The 15,528-nt window shown below is 49.1% G+C and carries 10 protein-coding genes; 7 read left to right on the plus strand and 3 right to left on the minus strand.

Features of this window, described 5'->3' with window-relative positions; translation table 11 throughout:
• Positions 1 to 2: 2 nt before the first annotated feature.
• On the plus strand, positions 3 to 914 hold the full coding sequence (locus ACJJI1_RS14525; RefSeq protein WP_444957104.1) for a transglutaminase-like domain-containing protein: 912 nt from the start codon (positions 3 to 5) through the stop codon (positions 912 to 914).
• Between the two features lie 36 nt (positions 915 to 950).
• On the opposite strand, the gene ACJJI1_RS14530 is transcribed toward ACJJI1_RS14525, so the two are convergent.
• Positions 951 to 5,720: a CapA family protein gene (locus tag ACJJI1_RS14530; RefSeq protein ID WP_444957105.1), complete on the minus strand. Its 4,770-nt coding sequence runs from the start codon at positions 5,718 to 5,720 to the stop codon at positions 951 to 953.
• A 732-nt stretch (positions 5,721 to 6,452) separates the two neighbouring features.
• On the opposite strand from ACJJI1_RS14530, the gene ACJJI1_RS14535 reads away from it, so the two are divergent.
• Positions 6,453 to 7,625 carry an MFS transporter gene (locus ACJJI1_RS14535; RefSeq protein ID WP_444957106.1) on the plus strand — a complete coding sequence of 391 codons (1,173 nt, stop codon included), beginning with the start codon at positions 6,453 to 6,455 and terminating at the stop codon, positions 7,623 to 7,625.
• Positions 7,626 to 7,709: 84 nt separating this feature from the next.
• Here ACJJI1_RS14535 and ACJJI1_RS14540 read toward each other — a convergent pair whose 3' ends face one another.
• Together ACJJI1_RS14540 and ACJJI1_RS14545 are read right to left on the minus strand one after the other, a co-directional pair.
• Positions 7,710 to 9,746, minus strand: a complete 2,037-nt coding sequence (locus tag ACJJI1_RS14540) for an oxidoreductase (protein WP_413664906.1) — start codon at positions 9,744 to 9,746, stop codon at positions 7,710 to 7,712.
• Between the two features lie 225 nt (positions 9,747 to 9,971).
• A complete protein-coding gene (locus ACJJI1_RS14545; protein WP_444915918.1) occupies positions 9,972 to 10,865 on the minus strand; it encodes a LysR family transcriptional regulator in 894 nt (297 codons plus the stop codon).
• A 108-nt stretch (positions 10,866 to 10,973) separates the two neighbouring features.
• Between ACJJI1_RS14545 and ACJJI1_RS14550 the strand changes: the two genes are divergently transcribed.
• The 5 genes from ACJJI1_RS14550 to ACJJI1_RS14570 are packed head-to-tail and all read left to right on the plus strand — an operon-like array spanning position 10,974 to position 15,520.
• Positions 10,974 to 11,648 carry a histidine phosphatase family protein gene (locus ACJJI1_RS14550; protein ID WP_444957107.1) on the plus strand — a complete coding sequence of 225 codons (675 nt, stop codon included), beginning with the start codon at positions 10,974 to 10,976 and terminating at the stop codon, positions 11,646 to 11,648.
• Positions 11,649 to 11,662: 14 nt separating this feature from the next.
• Positions 11,663 to 12,895, plus strand: coding sequence for an acyl-CoA dehydrogenase family protein (locus ACJJI1_RS14555; RefSeq protein WP_444957108.1), 1,233 nt, complete (start codon positions 11,663 to 11,665; stop codon positions 12,893 to 12,895).
• Positions 12,888 to 13,940 carry a phosphotransferase gene (locus ACJJI1_RS14560; protein ID WP_444957109.1) on the plus strand — a complete coding sequence of 351 codons (1,053 nt, stop codon included), beginning with the start codon at positions 12,888 to 12,890 and terminating at the stop codon, positions 13,938 to 13,940. Before ACJJI1_RS14555 ends, ACJJI1_RS14560 begins: the two co-directional genes overlap by 8 nt.
• 24 nt (positions 13,941 to 13,964) lie before the next feature.
• Positions 13,965 to 14,741, plus strand: coding sequence for an SDR family oxidoreductase (locus tag ACJJI1_RS14565; RefSeq protein ID WP_282931833.1), 777 nt, complete (start codon positions 13,965 to 13,967; stop codon positions 14,739 to 14,741).
• Positions 14,742 to 14,743: 2 nt separating this feature from the next.
• Positions 14,744 to 15,520, plus strand: a complete 777-nt coding sequence (locus ACJJI1_RS14570; protein ID WP_413664910.1) for an SDR family NAD(P)-dependent oxidoreductase — start codon at positions 14,744 to 14,746, stop codon at positions 15,518 to 15,520.
• Positions 15,521 to 15,528: the final 8 nt, after the last annotated feature.

Genomic DNA, 15,528 nt, shown 5'->3' on the forward strand with positions numbered 1-15,528 from the left:
TGATGCTTGGTAGCAAAATCGCGTTTTCGGTGTTTTGTATTTTTCTCGGCCTTTTTGGTTTTTGGTGCGGTGCAGCAGCTGATAGCAAGAAGGTTACCTTGTCCGCAGAAGTTACTATTGAAAATCACTCTGAGCGTGATGTCATAGGGTATATTCACAGATTGTCGATGCCAGTTGAAACTGGATTGCAGCAGTCATTAAAAGAGATAAGATACGATTACCCTGAAAATTTTGTTATCAAGGATCATAAGAAGGGAGATTCCAAGTATTTAGAGGTAAGACTAGACATACCTGCAGGAAAGGTCGTCAAGCGAAAATTTCATTTTGACCTTTTGTTGAGTTCTTATGATTATGCCAAAATTTCTCGAGGTCGTGAGCCTTATCCGGCTAAACAATATCTTCAGCCAGCAAAATATATTGAATCAGATGCTTTGGCAATAAAAAAATTGTCCTTGGAAATTCAGAATACGTTTTCTGATGAAGAGGGGCGATTGCGAGCTGCATTTCTCTTACCTCAAGCTGTTATCGAATATAAAATCCAACCGACAAAAGGCGCACTTGCGGCACTCGAGTCAAGAAAGGGCGATTGTACAGAGTATGCAGCTCTCTTTGTTGCTTTGGCCCGTTCAATGGGCTATCCAGCAAGGGTCACGTCTGAGTTTCTTTTTACCAAAAGAAAGCAATTTAAACAACCCAATCATCATGCTGCTGAAGTCTACATGAATGGACGCTGGATGCCGGTAGACCCTAATTTGGCTCAAGAGTCTCGATTTGGATATGGATTTGGTAGAGGACAGCTCAGTAAAATTACCCTTACCCGCGATTTTACTTGGGTGTGGTCCAATTTGTGGCCTAAAGAATTCAGGGGGAATGTAGATCAAACAAAGGTCGCTATTGAGTGGAGCTTACAATAGCGACTGCTTGTTCTGATATATTTTGTAGACTGAATTTTATTCGGTTTCCAAAGTCTGCCCTGTTTTTTGGAGTTTATCTAGCAGTGCAGGAATAGAGCCAAAATCTGAATCCCGCCTTGAGCCTTTTAAAAGGATAAGGTCTGAATCCTGACAAAAGTCTGTTAGATAACTTACCAAGGCGGGAGCTTCGGAAAAGTGAGGGCCCAATAATTCATCAGGTAGCACCTTGCGAAGATACTCCATCTCCTCGCCATGGGTTATTACCCAATTTACCTGGCTTTGAATAAGAGGTCCGGCAAGGCTCTCATGAAGTTCCTTGGCTTTTTCGCCTAGATGCACGATTCGGCCTAGAACGGCAATCTTTCTTCCTTTATCTTGAGTTTCAGTTTGTGCAAATACGGAAAAAGCATTAAGCATTGAGCTAACAGTAGCATTCCAACTATCATCGATCAGACTAATGGATTTCCCATGTACTTTTATGCGGGTGCGCTGTAGGTGGCTGTCATCTAACTGTAGTTCTTGTAGTTTTAATGCCGCTGCATCGATATCTCTGCCCAAGGCATAGACTGCGCAAATGGAGGCTACAGCATTGTGTAGCATACCGATACTTGGAGCAGGAACGCGAAGTTCCAATTCCCGCTTAGGAAATTTCAGTTGGACCCAGCTACCAGATTCATCGGTACGTACTCCCAGAATACGAACTTCAGCATTAGGACTTTCCCCAAAGATGATGATTCGCTTTGCATGTTTCTTGGCTTTCTTCAATACATAGTCAAAGCACTTTAGATGCTCTCCAGCAATAGCGATAGCGGAGCCAGTAAGACCATCATAAATTCGTGACTTCCAACGAGCAGTATCTTCGACACATTTTACGTGGTGACTAGTTTGAGACATTCCAATTTCAGTTATTAAGGCAATAGTGGGTTTTACTTGATGTGTAATAGGGCCACGTTTCATCCATAGGGCACTTTGAGCAACTTCTATAACTGCGACTTCATGATCTTGATTCAGGCTAGCCATCATTGATGGCGCACCTACGCGAGAGTTATAGTTCCCCATACTGGAAAGTATTTTTTCTCTTGTTCCCAGCATTTGGGTAATCATCTTGAGTGTTGTTGACTTTCCCGCAGTGCCAGTAATCGCTATTACATCACCAGTAAATCGTTCCCTTGCCGCTAAACCTAACTCGACAATAACTTTGATTGGGTCTTTTACCTGGAGTACAGGGAGATCTTTTGGAAGTCCAGCAACGGGTTTGGATACAATTACTCCGGCAATTTGATCGGCAAAAGAAGGGAGCTTCTGGTGGAAATCCCAAAATTTAGTTGGCTTCTTTGAGCTTTGTTCATGGTAAGCTCGATCAAGGTTAGTGTGTGCAACGAATAGAATAGGGTCAAGAGACTCCTCTATAAAGCTACTCCCTGAGATTACGCTTCGGACAAACCATCCCTTTGGGGGAGGGACCAACCATCTGCCACCTGCAATTGCATTAATTTGTTCTTCGTTCCAAGTTTGACCTGGATGATGTTGATAAACAACCGGTGGGAACTCGGTCATATAACTTGGGACTCTGGGACGAGTGGAGGGCTTCTTCCCCAGTAGATTCAGTTGAGTAATCATTCCCCCCACGAGTATGGGTTTAATTTGGGTGGTGTTTGAAATTAGGCCTACGGCTAAATGTAAATGTACAGGTTGAAGTTCATTCTTGGCTGGTGCTCTTATTCCATACAGGTCTCGGTAGATTACCCCTGGCTGCCATTTTGTGGTGGGTACCTGCCAATCACAGGGATCATGGTCCATCGATTTTCCCCAATAAGGCATAGATGTTTCCTTAATGGGGATAGCTCGAAAGTCCAGGCGAAAATCTTCCTGTACTTTCTCGTCGGTAGTCCAGAAGGATTCTACCCACAGCATCTGGCGAGTTTTTATTTCACGGGGATAAAATCTGACACCTAATAATTTAAGCGGTCCGCATTCAAGCGGAGGGATCTGTGCATCCAGGGGTACTTGATCTACTGTCCAGTTTGGACTCAATGGACGCTGCTGCTTAATCGGGTCCCGTTTGTAATGGGTTTTTAAGAGATGTGATAATTTACGGTATTGTCTATCCGGAGGCGAAAGCAAAATGGTTCCGCTACCATCTGAATTCGGTACTAGGTTTGTTCCCAGAGCTGAACAGGATTTGGAAAATCGTTGGGTAAGCTCTTTTGCGCTATCTCCACTCAACTGCTTGCTAAAGCCAAATCCGACACCTACAGGTACAAAGACAACCTTTTCTACTCCTTTTTCACTTAAGTAAAGCCGAAAGACTCCACTATCTGCCAAGCTTCGCCGAACTGCATCAAATAATAGATCCCCGGCGTCATGGATGATTGGCCGATTCTTATAGACTTCAATACCTTGTAGGTTATGCGCACTGGTACCCAGAATACCATCTGCCCCTGCATCGATAATGGCATGACCAATAGCGATTTCGTCTTCGCTGGGTTCGGGTTCTCTGTTGCCTCCCCAGTGAACAGCGACAAGTACTATATGAGCTTTCTCTCGCGCGGCCTCAATTCGAGGCTTCAAATTGTCGAACCAGAGACTGGGCATGGTTAGTGGCAAGTGTGCACATCCGGGAGTATTTGGACCTGCTGCAAATCGGGGTTGTGTAGCATCAAGAGAAAAAATGGCTATATTAAGTCGGCCTGCCGGGCGATATACCGGGGCCAGAGCTTCTTCGATATTGATGCCTGAGCCTGTGTGCCCGATACCGGTTTCGTTGAGCCAATACTGCTGTTCCATTAACGCAGCAGTGCCATAGTCTCCACTGTGATTATTTGCAGTGACAACAACATCAATACCGGCTTCCATTAATACCGAAAGCATTTCGGGCCGGGCTCGGTAATAGTATGGGGACGATTCGCCTTTACTGATCCCTTGCTCACCCTCAGTTCCGACTACACACTCTAAGTTAACGACGCTTATATCTGCGTTTTTTAAGGCAATGACTGTGCCGAGTACTTTTTCGGTGCCAAATTGGGCCGTACGGTAATGCTGCCTCCGGGCTAAGTTAACATCTCCTCCCCAAGCGAGCACTGGTAGTGACTTGTGGGCGCCGGCAGTTGGCTCGACGGTCATCTCTTGGTATGCCTCCTCAATATCCTCGGGTGCATTTTGGGGCGTAAGCAGGTACTTTCGATAGGCGACAAAACCAGAAAGGTAGTGCTCGACATCATCGATACGGATTCTGAAGGCATGGTGCCGGATAAAGAAGCTTCCCAATATACGTTTGGGATTCTTGAAATACATAGCGAATTCAGGCCAGAAGTACCCATTTAGAAGGTACATCGCACGCTTATGTAGTGCCCTGTAAAAGTGTTTTAGGTCTACCTGGTCAAGTAAATATTGGAATTCGGGCTCTTTGCCCAAGCGAGTTACCATCTTTTCAGCTGCCATCATCAATTCAAGCAGAGTAGGGAATGTGGTTATCCTATTCTCCACAAAATCCAAATAGCTGGCGAAGTTTCGAATACCGAACTGGTAGTACTTCTCTTCGGGGCGATAAAGGGTTAGTTCATTAACGCAGTAGCTTAACCAATGATCGTGAGCGCGCCAGTGATTGGCTTGAATGAAATAATCAAATGCCTTTTCAACCAAATTTAGCCAGCGTGAATCTTTAGTAAAGCCATAAAGCCGCATCAAACCAAAGGCAGCTTCACCGTCGTAATAGATGACCCTATGTTTATCTTTAACTTGAAGATCTGGATATTCAAGAACATGGGAGAACTGCCCGGTGATTGAGTCTTGCATATACTCTATCCCAAGTGCTAATTGCTCCATCAGTTTGGAATACTTGTCGGTTTTCGTTGCCTCAGAGTACTTTACCAGGGCTAACAGTGATACTGCGTTGCCCCCTAGTTTTATTTCATTATTTGCCTCTACCAAAAAAGCTCCCTCCGCGCCTGAGGGGAGGATGGCGGTCTGAATTAGCTCTGTTGTAAGGTGTTCCAGTGATCGATGTATGGAGCTCATTAGAGCTTTGTCGCCAGTAACCTCCCAGGCTTCAATCATCGAATAAGTACTACTGGCATGTCGTAAGTTGTTATAGGTGTCGATCTTCCGGTCGAAACAGGCGTGCCAACCATAGTGGAAGGAGCCATTCTTTTTGACTTGAGAGCTTAAGTAGTTACTGCTGTTTCTAATCAATTCAGAGACAGTATTAGTATCTAATTTTTCTATGACACGTCGGCCGGCATCTAAACCGGGTCCGTAGAGGCAAACGGGCTGACGCTTGGATTCACAGAAAACTCCCTGAGTTGAAAGCAGAAGCACAGTCTTTTCTTCTGAAAAATCCAGCTCGGTATTTATACCGAATCTTTGCTTAGCGTAGGCAAGAAAATTGTTCTCATTAATAATGACATGATCAATCTGATTTCCGCCATAGAGCATGGCATTAGCATTTAGCTCTTGCTCCAGGAATGCTATTTCGCAGTCCATATCAAGTGCGAGGCCATAGCGGAAATACGACCTCTTGGTGTCTTTAAGGATTTCTTCCAAGCCTGCAAATGTCATTGTGCTTTTTTGGGTGACCCAATCGACACGTAACCAACAGGGTTCCATCTTGTGCGACTTTGCTGCCCTTTGGATTGTCTTTGCTAAGGCTTGCCAGGCTTCCGAAATATCCGCCGCCGTTTTATGCTTCACGATGGCGCGATGCTTGGCATCACTAATTGAAAAAAACAAGGTATAGGGGGGGCGTTGCTTACCCAGTGCCTGCTCAACCTGAGCACGCACTTGAACGAGCATGTTGGATAGGGACATGTCGCGACTTATCTCTCTATTAAAAAAGCTTGGCAGTATTTTTTCTGCTGGTCGGCTCGGGTGCTTTTCCTGAACGAGTATAGACGGGGGGGAAGATTCTGCTTTTAGTGGTTTGTACTAGGGTGGTGGTGTGGCAAATATTTTTTTTGTTTTATCTGTCAATTTGGGTTTTCAAAACAAATCTTGTCGGATAGTATTGGGTAACCGTATTCAGAATGATTGTTGTGCAACTCGCTCAGATTATTCTCTATTAACCTGTAATTAACAGTGTGGGTTAATACCAAGGTTTAGCCGTAGGGCAGGAGCATTTTCTGCCAAGAAGGAAACCCGGGATCTTATCATCTCGGGTTTTTTTGTCGGTAAATATAGGTTGTTTGTCTCAGATTCATCTTGCTTACTGAAACTCTTCTTTGTCTGCCTCTTAATTTTCTGAGGTAGGCTGCTTGCCCTCCCCCGAAAGATGGGCACCTTGGCCGAATAGTGAGAGAACCTTCCGGGTTTGTATTTGTACCAATGTCTTGCGGGCACTCGCCGAGTGGCCTTAGCGCCATTCTTTTATCTGGAACCAGTCAACTTAAACCATACAGGACAGGTGCCTCTATCGAATTGTTGGCAGTGAATCTATTGGAGTAGTAACCATGAATGGGAAGTGGTGGAGAAGCTTGAGGAGCTTCCCTCCGTTAGTTTGGATTATTTTAATTGGCAGTTTTTTTTAGCCGTGGAACTTATTTTATGGTCTGGCCTTTCCTGGCCATCCTTCTATTTGAAAAGTTTCACCTCGGCGCGGCTGAAATTGGTTTGATCCTGAGTGCATCTGCCGTTGGTGCTGCTGTGTTGGGCTTCTTTACCGGTGCGCTATCGGATCGCTATGGGCGTCGCAATATGCTATTGCTTGGCTGTATTGTGAGTATTTTTTCCTTTGCCTTGTTGGCTGTGACGCAAACCTTGGTAGGATTTATCTGTGCGATGACCCTGTGTGCTATTGGTCGCGCGGTGTGGGAACCGCCGGCGAGTGCGCTGATAGGCGATTTAATTGACGATCAAGCCAGCCGTGAATTGGCGCTGCAATTCCGTTACTTCCTGATTAATGTGGGGGCCGCGCTGGGGCCCATTGTGGGTGTCTGGGCCGGTTTGAGTGCGCAGCAATCCACTTTTGGACTCACTTCTCTCAGCTACCTACTCTTAGCCCTGGCCTTTGTTTGGGGTTTTGCCAGAACCGAGAGCGGACGTTTAGCGAGTAAGCAAAGGGATGCGGGCGTATCTCTGGGAAATACGCTCTCGGTATTGCGCCGTGATCAGGTATTTATGGTGGTGATTATTGCGAATATTTTAACGCTGTTTATCTACGCGCATATGGATTCAAGCTTGGTGCAATACCTCACCCGCGCTGAAGCGCCGGGATTGGTAGAGCTGATATCCAGCATGATCTTTGTTAATGCGTCGACGATAGTATTACTGCAGTTTCCCATTATGAAGTTAATGGGGCCGCTGGCCATTAACACCCGTATTGTGATTGGGTTGGGTATTTTGTCGATCTCCCAGCTTTGGTATGCCCTAAATCCGGTAGATTGGTTTTGGGGTTGGCTCGGAGCGACTTTTATTTTGAGTCTGGCTGAGGCAATTTTGTTTCCAACCATGAGCATTCAAATTGACCGGCTGGCACCATCCCATTTACGCGGTACCTATTTTGGGGCCTCTTCCTTTTATGCCATTGGCTGGTCGATGGCGCCATTAATTGGTGGAGTGATTATTCAATGGTGGAGTGGCCCGGCCTTATACGGCTTGTTAGTGGCGTTATGTGGAGTTGTGTTCGTGCTCTATCGCCTTACCGAGTATCTGTCTCGCCCTGAGTGGCCTGAGCCTGAGGGAACGGTAGTCGCGGATCGAGTCGCCAATGTGTCCTAGCACCGGATACAGAATTTAAGGGCAAAAAAATACCCCCGCCAACTCTGGTCGACGGGGGTATTTTATTTTGTGATCGCCGGGAAATTAGATCTCGGCAGCGAGACGTGAGCCTTGGTCGATAGCGCGCTTGGCATCGAGTTCTGCGGCTTCATCAGCGCCACCAATCAGATGGGTGGTTACGCCGCGCTCTTGCAGAGCTTCGTATAGCTTGCGTGCGGGCTCCTGACCGGCGCAGACAATAATATTGTCGACTTCCAGTACCTTTTCCTCTTCACCAACGCGGATATGCAGGCCTTTATCGTCAATTTTGTCGTAAAGGGCACCGGCAATCATCTCTACCTTGCGATGCTGCAAGCTTCCGCGATGAATCCAGCCGGTGGTTTTACCCAGGCCTGCACCCACTTTGGTGGTTTTGCGTTGCAATAGGTATACCTGGCGTGGAGAGCTCACTGCTTCGCGAGGCTTCAGGCCAGAGCGATTCTCCAGGGCAATATCGACACCCCATTCGTTGAAGAATTCTTCCTTATCGCTGGCGACCACTTCATCTTCAGTGGAGTGGGGGCCATCGTGGGTCAGGTACTCCGCTACATCAAAGCCGATACCGCCGGCACCGATAATGGCAACCTTCTCGCCAACCGGCTTCTTGTGCTTCAGTACATCCAGGTAACCCAGGACTTTATCGCTCTCAATGCCGGGGATTGGTGGAGTGCGCGGCTCGATACCGGTAGCAATAATCACTTCATCAAAAGATTGCAGGTCTTCTGCTGTGGCAATGGTATTAAGTTTTACTTCAACACCGGTGACTTCCAGGCGGCGCTTAAAGTAGCGCAGGGTTTCCTGGAATTCTGCCTTGCCGGGGATCTGCTTGGCGATATTGAACTGGCCACCAATCTTATCGCTGCCTTCGAACAGGGTTACTTCGTGTCCACGCTCTGCGGCAACGGTAGATGCGGCCATGCCCGCAGGGCCGGCGCCGATTACAGCTACCTTTTTCACGTTGTCGGTAGGCAGGTAGTTTAATTCGGTTTCGTGACAAGCGCGGGGGTTTACCAGGCAGGAAGTCAGTTTCAGCTGGAAAGTGTGGTCCAGACACGCTTGGTTACAGCCAATGCAAGTGTTGATCTCGTCGGCGCGGCCTTCGGCGGCTTTGTTGACGAACTCAGAGTCTGCCAGGAAGGGGCGTGCCATGGAAATCATGTCAGCCTGGCCGGAGGACAGAACTTCTTCGGCGACTTCCGGCACATTGATACGGTTGCTGGCAACTACCGGGATAGACAGGTGCTTTTTCACCTTGGCAGTAATGTCGGTAAATGCCGCGCGGGGAACACTGGTGGCAATAGTGGGAACGCGCGCTTCGTGCCAGCCGATACCGGTATTAATAATTGTGGCGCCGGCTTTTTCGATAGCCTGGCCCAGGGCCACTACTTCATCGAAGTCACTGCCATCTTCTACCAGGTCCAACATGGACAGGCGGTAAATAATAATAAAGTTCTCGCCGACGGCTTCCCGTACACGGCGCACAACTTCGATCGGCAGGCGGATACGGTTTTCGAAGGAGCCGCCCCATTCATCGGTACGTTTGTTGGTGCGTTTCACGATGAACTGGTTAATAAAGTAACCCTCGGAGCCCATGATCTCCACACCGTCATAGCCGGCTTCGCGAGCCAGGGTGGCGCAGCGTACATAGTCATCGATCTGGCCTTCGATTTCCTCGCTGGTCAATTCGCGCGGGGTGAAGGGGTTGATCGGCGCCTGGATGGGAGAGGGTGCGATCAGGTTTTCGTTGTAGGCGTAGCGGCCGGTGTGCAGGATCTGCATACAGATCTTGCCGCCCTCAGCGTGAACAGCATCGGTGACTTCGCGGTGCTGCTGGGCTTCTTCCGAAGTGGTCATCTTCGAAGCGCCCTGGAATACGCCACTCTCTTCGTTCGGGGCAATACCACCGGTTACAATCAGGCCAACGCCACCGCGGGCACGTTCGGCAAAAAAGGCCGCCAAACGGGTGAAGCCATTGGGGTGTTCTTCCAGGTTGGTGTGCATGGAGCCCATCAGCACCCGGTTTTTCAGGGTGGTGAAGCCCAGGTCCAGGGGGGCAAGCATATTAGGGTAGGCTTGGGACATGGCAAATTTCTCTTCTTGTAACCTTTAGGGTTCATTTATGTATATGCAAAAAAGTGCATATCGTTGCCCAGCAGGATAACAAGACGGCCCACTGTGAAACAGTGACTTAACCGGTCGAATTCAGTGATCAATTACGGGCCTTATCTAACCTTGATGCGTCCCATTCTCATCTATAAATAAAGTGTTTTTTAAGGGTTCCCTGTCTCGACGTATACAGAGGCTCGTTTACTCCTCTACCAAGCTTACCAACTTGTTTCGCAGCCATTGATTGGCTGGGTCGTCGTGTTGATTTTTATGCCACAGCAGGTGCCAGTCCATTTGCGGTATTTGAAACGGAAGCTCAAACAATCGGGCTGAGTACTGTCGCGCCAGGCTGGCGGGGACTGTCAGTGCCAGGTCGGTTCTCAATACCACTAACGGTGCGACCCGGTAGTGCTGGACCCTCAATTTCACATTGCGACGGCGCCCTAACTTGTTCAGGGCAATATCTTCCAGGCCAGGACCACTGCGACGGCTGGAGACATGGATATGTTCCAGCTTGAGGTACTGTTCCAGGGTAAGGCTGGCGGAATCCGCCAAGGGGTGATCCTGGCGCAACATACACAGGTAGCGATCGTTCATCAGTCGCTGTTGTTTTATGTGTGGGGAAGTGGGTACGGGAACATCTAGGGCAAAGTCCAGGGTGTTGGCGGCCAGTTCCTTGACCAGCTGCTCCCTTGGGACCTGGAAAGATTCGACAGTAATACCTGGGGCCTCTTGCTCCAGCACTTCCAGCAGCCTGGGTAAAAGGAAAGTCTCCGCCATATCGTTCATGGAGAGGCGCAAGGTTTTTCTGGCTTCCTGTGGCACAAAGTGACGCTGCTCGCTAAGGCTTGCCCCCAGTAGAGAAAGAGCTTCCTGGACCTTCGGCATAATACTTTCAGTCAATGGCGTCGGTGCCATACCGGTGGGGCTGCGAGTGAATAGTGGGTCGTCTAATGTACGGCGAAGTCGCGCCAGGGCATTACTGACAGCCGGCTGGGTGATATGCAGTTGCTCAGCGGCACGAGTCAGGTTTCGGGTTGTGTATATCGCCTCCAGCACGGGAAAGAGGTTCATGTCGATTCGCTGTAATTGCATTGCTGCCACCATCATCACTCTCATGAATGATTCAATATTCGCATAATAAACTTTGATGATTCAAATGCTGGAGATAGGGTTGAGGAGATCAAAAGGGGAGGGAAATAGGTGGCTGAATTTATTCTGGTACGTCACGGACAGGCTTCATTTGGGGCTGATGACTATGACAATCTCTCCGATACCGGCTGGCAACAGTCGCGCTGGTTGGGTGAATACTGGCGGGATAAGGGTATTCGTTTCGACCGGCTGCTGTGCGGCAACCTAACCCGGCACCGGCAAACTTTGGACGGTATTTGCGAGGGGTTGGAACTCCCCAGTGAAAATACTCGCAGTGTACTCCCCCAGCTTAATGAATTTGATTTTCTAGCAGTTGCCAAGCATTACAGCGAGCTATACCCGGATCGGGCACCGGGAGCAGGTGCCAGTCGCGCCGATTTTTATCGATTCCTGAAGCAGGGGATGCTGGCTTGGGCCGCCGGTGAGATCAGTCCACCGGAAACCTGGTCGCATTTTGAAGCCAGAATCGCAGATGCGCTTAAAAACATTTGTGATAGCCCCAAAGGCAGCCGAACCCTGGTTGTTAGTTCGGGCGGTGCCATTGCCATGATGTTGACGCAAATATTGGGAGGCTCAATTTCCACCGTCGCCAATCTCAATATGCAAATCCAAAACACAGCCGTTAGCCGTTTATTTTTCAGTGCAGAAAATATCAGTCTGCACAGTTTCAATCATGTGCCGCACCTGGATCGGGATGGGCGTCACGAACATATCACTTACAGTTGATTGGGCAGGTAGCGATGGAATTTGAATACTCAGACAAGGTAAAGGGACTGCTGGAACGCCTGCAAAATTTCATGCAGCAATATATTTATCCCGCCGAAGCGATATTTATGCAGCAGTTGCAGGAGGATCGCTGGGGAGAGCCGGCGATTTTGGCAGAATTAAAGATTAAAGCCCAGGAAGCGGAACTCTGGAATCTGTTCTTGCCGGATTCCCGTTACGGTGCCGGTCTCAATAACCTGGAGTATGCGCCCCTGGCTGAGGAAATGGGGAAAGTGCTTTTTGCATCGGAGGTATTTAACTGTAATGCCCCGGATACCGGCAATATGGAAGTTTTGGCTCAATACGGTTCTGAGGCCCAGCGGGAACAATGGTTAACCCCGCTTTTGGATGGAAAAATTCGCTCTGCCTTTGCTATGACCGAACCCCGGGTTGCCTCCTCCGATGCCACTAATATTGAAACGTCGATTACCCGCGATGGCGATAGCTACGTTATTAACGGCCACAAGTTTTATATCAGTGGCCTGATGAATAAACGCTGTAAAGTGATGATCGTGATGGGTAAGACCGACCCGGAAAATCCCAATCGTCACCAGCAGCAATCGCAAATCCTGGTACCCACCGATACGCCTGGAGTCAAAATAGTTCGCCCAATGACGGTATTCGGTTATGACGATGCACCGGAAGGGCATGCAGAGGTGATTTTTGAAAATGTCCGGGTGCCCGCAAGCCATTTAATTCTTGGAGAGGGGCGCGGTTTTGAAATTGCGCAGGGACGCTTGGGGCCGGGCAGGATACACCACTGTATGCGCTTAATTGGCCAGGCTCAAAGAGCGCTGGAGATGATGTCGGCACGTGCGGAGCAGCGCATTGTTTTTGGTCGCCCGATGAGCAAGCAGGGATCGGTGCGGGAAGATATTGCCAAATCCGCCTGCGAAATCGAGCAGGCACGCCTGCTGACTCTGAAGGCCGCTGCGCAAATGGATCGGTTGGGTAATAAGGCGGCCAAAGATTTAATCGCAATGATAAAAATTGTCGCGCCACAGATGGCTTGTAAGGTGATAGATCGCGCCATACAGATTCACGGCGCCGCAGGATTGGGGCAGGATTACAGCCTCGCCCATCACTATGCCTATGCTCGGACCATCCGTCTGGCGGATGGTCCCGATCAAGTCCATATGATGCAGTTGGGCAGAAACCTGGCTGCTCACTATGCCGCCGCGGAAAATCATGGAGGACTCAGTGACTGAGACGGTAAACAATTTGCGCAGCTCTGTGGAAGAGCTGCCTGTTGAGCGACTGCAAGAATATTTGTCCGGCAAAGTCGACGGTTTCAATGGGCCTGTAACGGTCACCAAATTTCCCGGTGGTCAGTCTAACCCAACGTTCAAGTTGCAGACCCCGGCGCGATCTTATGTTTTGCGGCGCCAACCTCCGGGCAAGTTATTGAAATCTGCCCATGCCGTAGATCGGGAGTACCGGGTAATGTCGGCACTCGCCGATACTAATGTGCCGGTGCCCAGGGTATTGCACCTCTGTGAGGACCGGGACCTGATCGGTTCTATGTTTTATTTAATGGAATATTGTGAGGGTCGGATATTCTGGAATGCGGCACTGCCGGAAGTTGACGCCGAGCAGCGTAGCGCTATGTACGATGAAATGAATCGTGTACTGGCGGCCATGCACAGTTTGGATATTAATGCCGTAGGCCTTTCGGATTACGGCCGACCAGGTAATTACTTCCAGCGGCAGCTGGACCGCTGGAGCACTCAATATCGAGCCTCTGAGCTGGAGCCCATTGCGGCAATGGGTGAGTTGATGGCCTGGTTGGGTGACGTTTTACCGGATGATGATGGGCGTATCGCGTTGGTGCACGGTGATTACCGGCTCGATAATATGATTTTCCATTCTCAGGAGCCCAAGGTCATAGCGCTTTTGGATTGGGAACTTTCCACACTGGGACATCCCTATGCCGACCTCGCTTACCAGTGTATGCAAATGCGAATGCCCGCTGGCAAAGACAAAATGTCCGGCCTATTAGGCTTGGATATAAAGGCCTTGGGCATCCCCTCCGAAAAAGAGTATGTGGCCAAATACTGCCAGCGAATGGGTATTGATGGGATTGATAATTGGCCGTTTTATTTGGCATTTAGCTTCTTCCGCCTGGCAGCGATTGTTCAGGGGGTGGTAAAGCGTGCAAAAGACGGCAATGCCTCCAATAAAAATGCGGCGAAACTGGGAGCTCTGGTAGAACCCCTCGCACAAGCTGCATTGGATATCGCTGCTAACGGTTAACTTGTGAAATTATAAGGATAAGAAATGGCAAAGAATATTTTTGATCTCTCGGGAAAAATTGCCCTGGTGACGGGTGCCAGTCGAGGTATTGGTGAGGCCATCGCAAAACTTTTGGCTGAGCAGGGTGCCCATGTTTTGGTTTCCAGCAGAAAAATTGAGGGGTGTCAGGCCGTAGCCGATGCAATTGTGGATGCCGGTGGCTGTGCCGATGCGATCCCCTGTCATATCGGCAATATGGATAATATCCAGCAGGTTATTGGCGATATTCGCGAGCGATTTGGTCGCTTGGATATTTTGGTCAACAATGCGGCGACTAATCCCTATTTTGGCCATATTCTTGATACTGATCTAGCGGCCTTCGAAAAGACGGTAGAGGTCAATATACGCGGTTATTTCTTTATGTCGGTAGAAGCCGGCAAGTTGATGCGAGAGCAGGGTGGTGGCGTTATTGTAAATACCGCCTCAGTGAATGCCTTGCAGCCGGGTGTTGGGCAGGGTATTTACTCAATTACCAAGGCGGCGGTGGTCAATATGACCAAAGCGTTTGCCAAGGAGTGTGCGCAATTTAATATCCGGGTGAATGCTCTACTACCAGGGCTTACAAAAACCAAATTCGCCGGGGCATTGTTTTCCCACGAGGATATTTATAAAACTGCGGTTGGCCATATTCCCATGCACCGTCATGCGGAGCCGGAAGAGATGGCGGGCACCGTTTTGTATTTGGTCTCCGATGCTTCCAGTTACACGACTGGAGAGTGTGTCGTTGTAGATGGTGGTTTGACTTCGTGTGGGGGGATTTAACCATGCATGATCCAATTCTCGATTTTAGCGATAAAGTCGCATTGATTACCGGCGCTGCCAGTGGATTTGGAAAATTACTAGCAGAGGAACTTGGTTCTCGGGGTGCTCGTTTGGTATTGGGAGATATCAATGAAGAGGCCTTGATGCAGTTGGCGGACAAGCTGGGAAGCCAAAATATCGCTGTGCGCGCCCAGCGCTGTGATGTTTCCCAAGAGTCTGATTGCGCTGCTCTGGCGCAACTGGCCCAATCAGAATTTGGACAGCTGGATATCGCTGTTAACAATGCCGGAATCGCGCCTCCGATGATGTCTCTCAAGCAGACAGATGAGGCCATGATGGACCTTCAGTACAACGTTAACCTTAAGGGGGTTTTCCTGGGGCTTAAACACCAGTTGCCCCTATTGAAGATGACCAGTGGAGCTGTACTGAATGTTTCCTCTATGGCGGGGCTGGGAGGTGCTCCCAAGATAGCCTCTTACGCAGCGGCAAAACATGGTGTGATCGGCCTGACCAAAACGGCAGCGATGGAAAACGCCAAGTACGGTATCCGTGTAAACGCGATTTGCCCCTTCTATTGTCTGACCCCGATGGTTACCGATATTGCAACTGAAGATGCCAGCCCTGAACAAGTTCAAGCGTTTCTCGCTGAGGGATGCCCGATGAAACGCCTGGGCAAGCCGGAAGAAGTCGTAGCGGCCATGTTGATGCTGGTTTCCCCAAAAATGACTTACATTACCGGGCAGGCACTGGCAGTAGATGGCGGCCTCTCGGCCTATTGAGGTTGGGA

The organism is Microbulbifer maximicatervae (SeqCode) (assembly GCF_052467065.1).